The organism is Tenacibaculum larymnensis (genome assembly GCF_028829235.1).
In the GTDB taxonomy this organism is placed as follows: domain Bacteria; phylum Bacteroidota; class Bacteroidia; order Flavobacteriales; family Flavobacteriaceae; genus Polaribacter; species Polaribacter larymnensis.
Map to the genome: position 1 here is coordinate 1 of NZ_JAIWJY010000032.1, position 1,066 is coordinate 1,066.

The 1,066-nt window shown below is 34.1% G+C and carries 1 protein-coding gene and 1 pseudogene; both read right to left on the reverse strand.

Annotation, left to right across the window (positions count from 1 at the left end; all coding sequences use genetic code 11):
* A partial coding sequence (locus LCI24_RS16885) for a site-specific integrase (protein WP_274641425.1) occupies positions 1-252 on the reverse strand: 252 nt, incomplete at its 3' end.
* A 63-nt stretch (positions 253-315) separates the two neighbouring features.
* Positions 316-1,066 (reverse strand): annotated as a pseudogene (locus tag LCI24_RS16890) (hypothetical protein); the annotation flags it as partial.

Below are 1,066 nucleotides of genomic sequence, written 5' to 3' on the forward strand. Positions count from 1 at the left end.
AGTATTACTTAAAGCACCGCCTTTGTATTGGTTGGAACGTTGTTTTAAATACTCGTAATAGTTACTTACTAATGCGGGAGTAACGTTACTAATGTGTGTATGCCCTTGGGTTTCTAACCAGTAAAAGAACTCTTGCACTTTTATAGGGACTAAATACACAGTACCCTGAGCATAGCCTAAAATGTCTAACCACTCGGTAAAGGATTGTAAGAGTGTTTTGTAATGCTTGTTATGTAGCTTTAATTTTTTCATAGTACGAACTATTTATTTTTTCTACCTCGGTTGACTTTTTTGGGGTTTTTATGGAACAGTGAGTTAATTTGTTGTTTTTGTTTTAGTTAACTGTTCCGTTTTACTAGTGGAACGATTTGGAACAGTGGAACTGTTTATTTTAGTAATACATTCTTGTAACGACTTGCTTATTGCTTCTTCTAACTCTTTGTATTCATTAGGGTTTATTACTTCGTATCTGTATAGTTTCTCTCCTTTTATTTGTACTGTTTTGATGTAGTAGTTTTCTAGTAATTGTTTATGATACCGCCATTGTGTAGTCTTTTTTACCTTTAATCGTTTACGGATTTCTATAGCTGTAAAAGTGGTTTGATTTTCTTTTGTTAGATATTTCTTTAATTCTTCTAAATAGTTTCTACAAGCTCCTGTGATGGTATCTGATTTTCTTAGTAGTACTTCAGTAATGAGTTCATTCGCTTCTTCTATATCTTCTACTGTGGTCTCGATGTACATTTCTCCTGTCTGGGTATCGACCTTCGACTCTCTTTGGTATTGTTTATAAAAGGTTATTGCATTGATAAATTGTAGGTAATGACTATTTGTACGCCTTGGTTTAAATACTGATTGTGGTAACTCTAAATATTCTGCATAGGGATTGATAACTTTGATGGGCTTTAGCACTCGTTGTGTGTTTTTTAGTAATTCTCTAGCTTCTATTTCTTCCTGCTCATTTAACTTGCCTGCGGAGGCTCTCCGCTGGTAGTGCATTATTCTAGTGTCTTGCTCTTCGCTTTCATCTATGTATAATAAAAAACTACGGTTGCTATTATCTTCG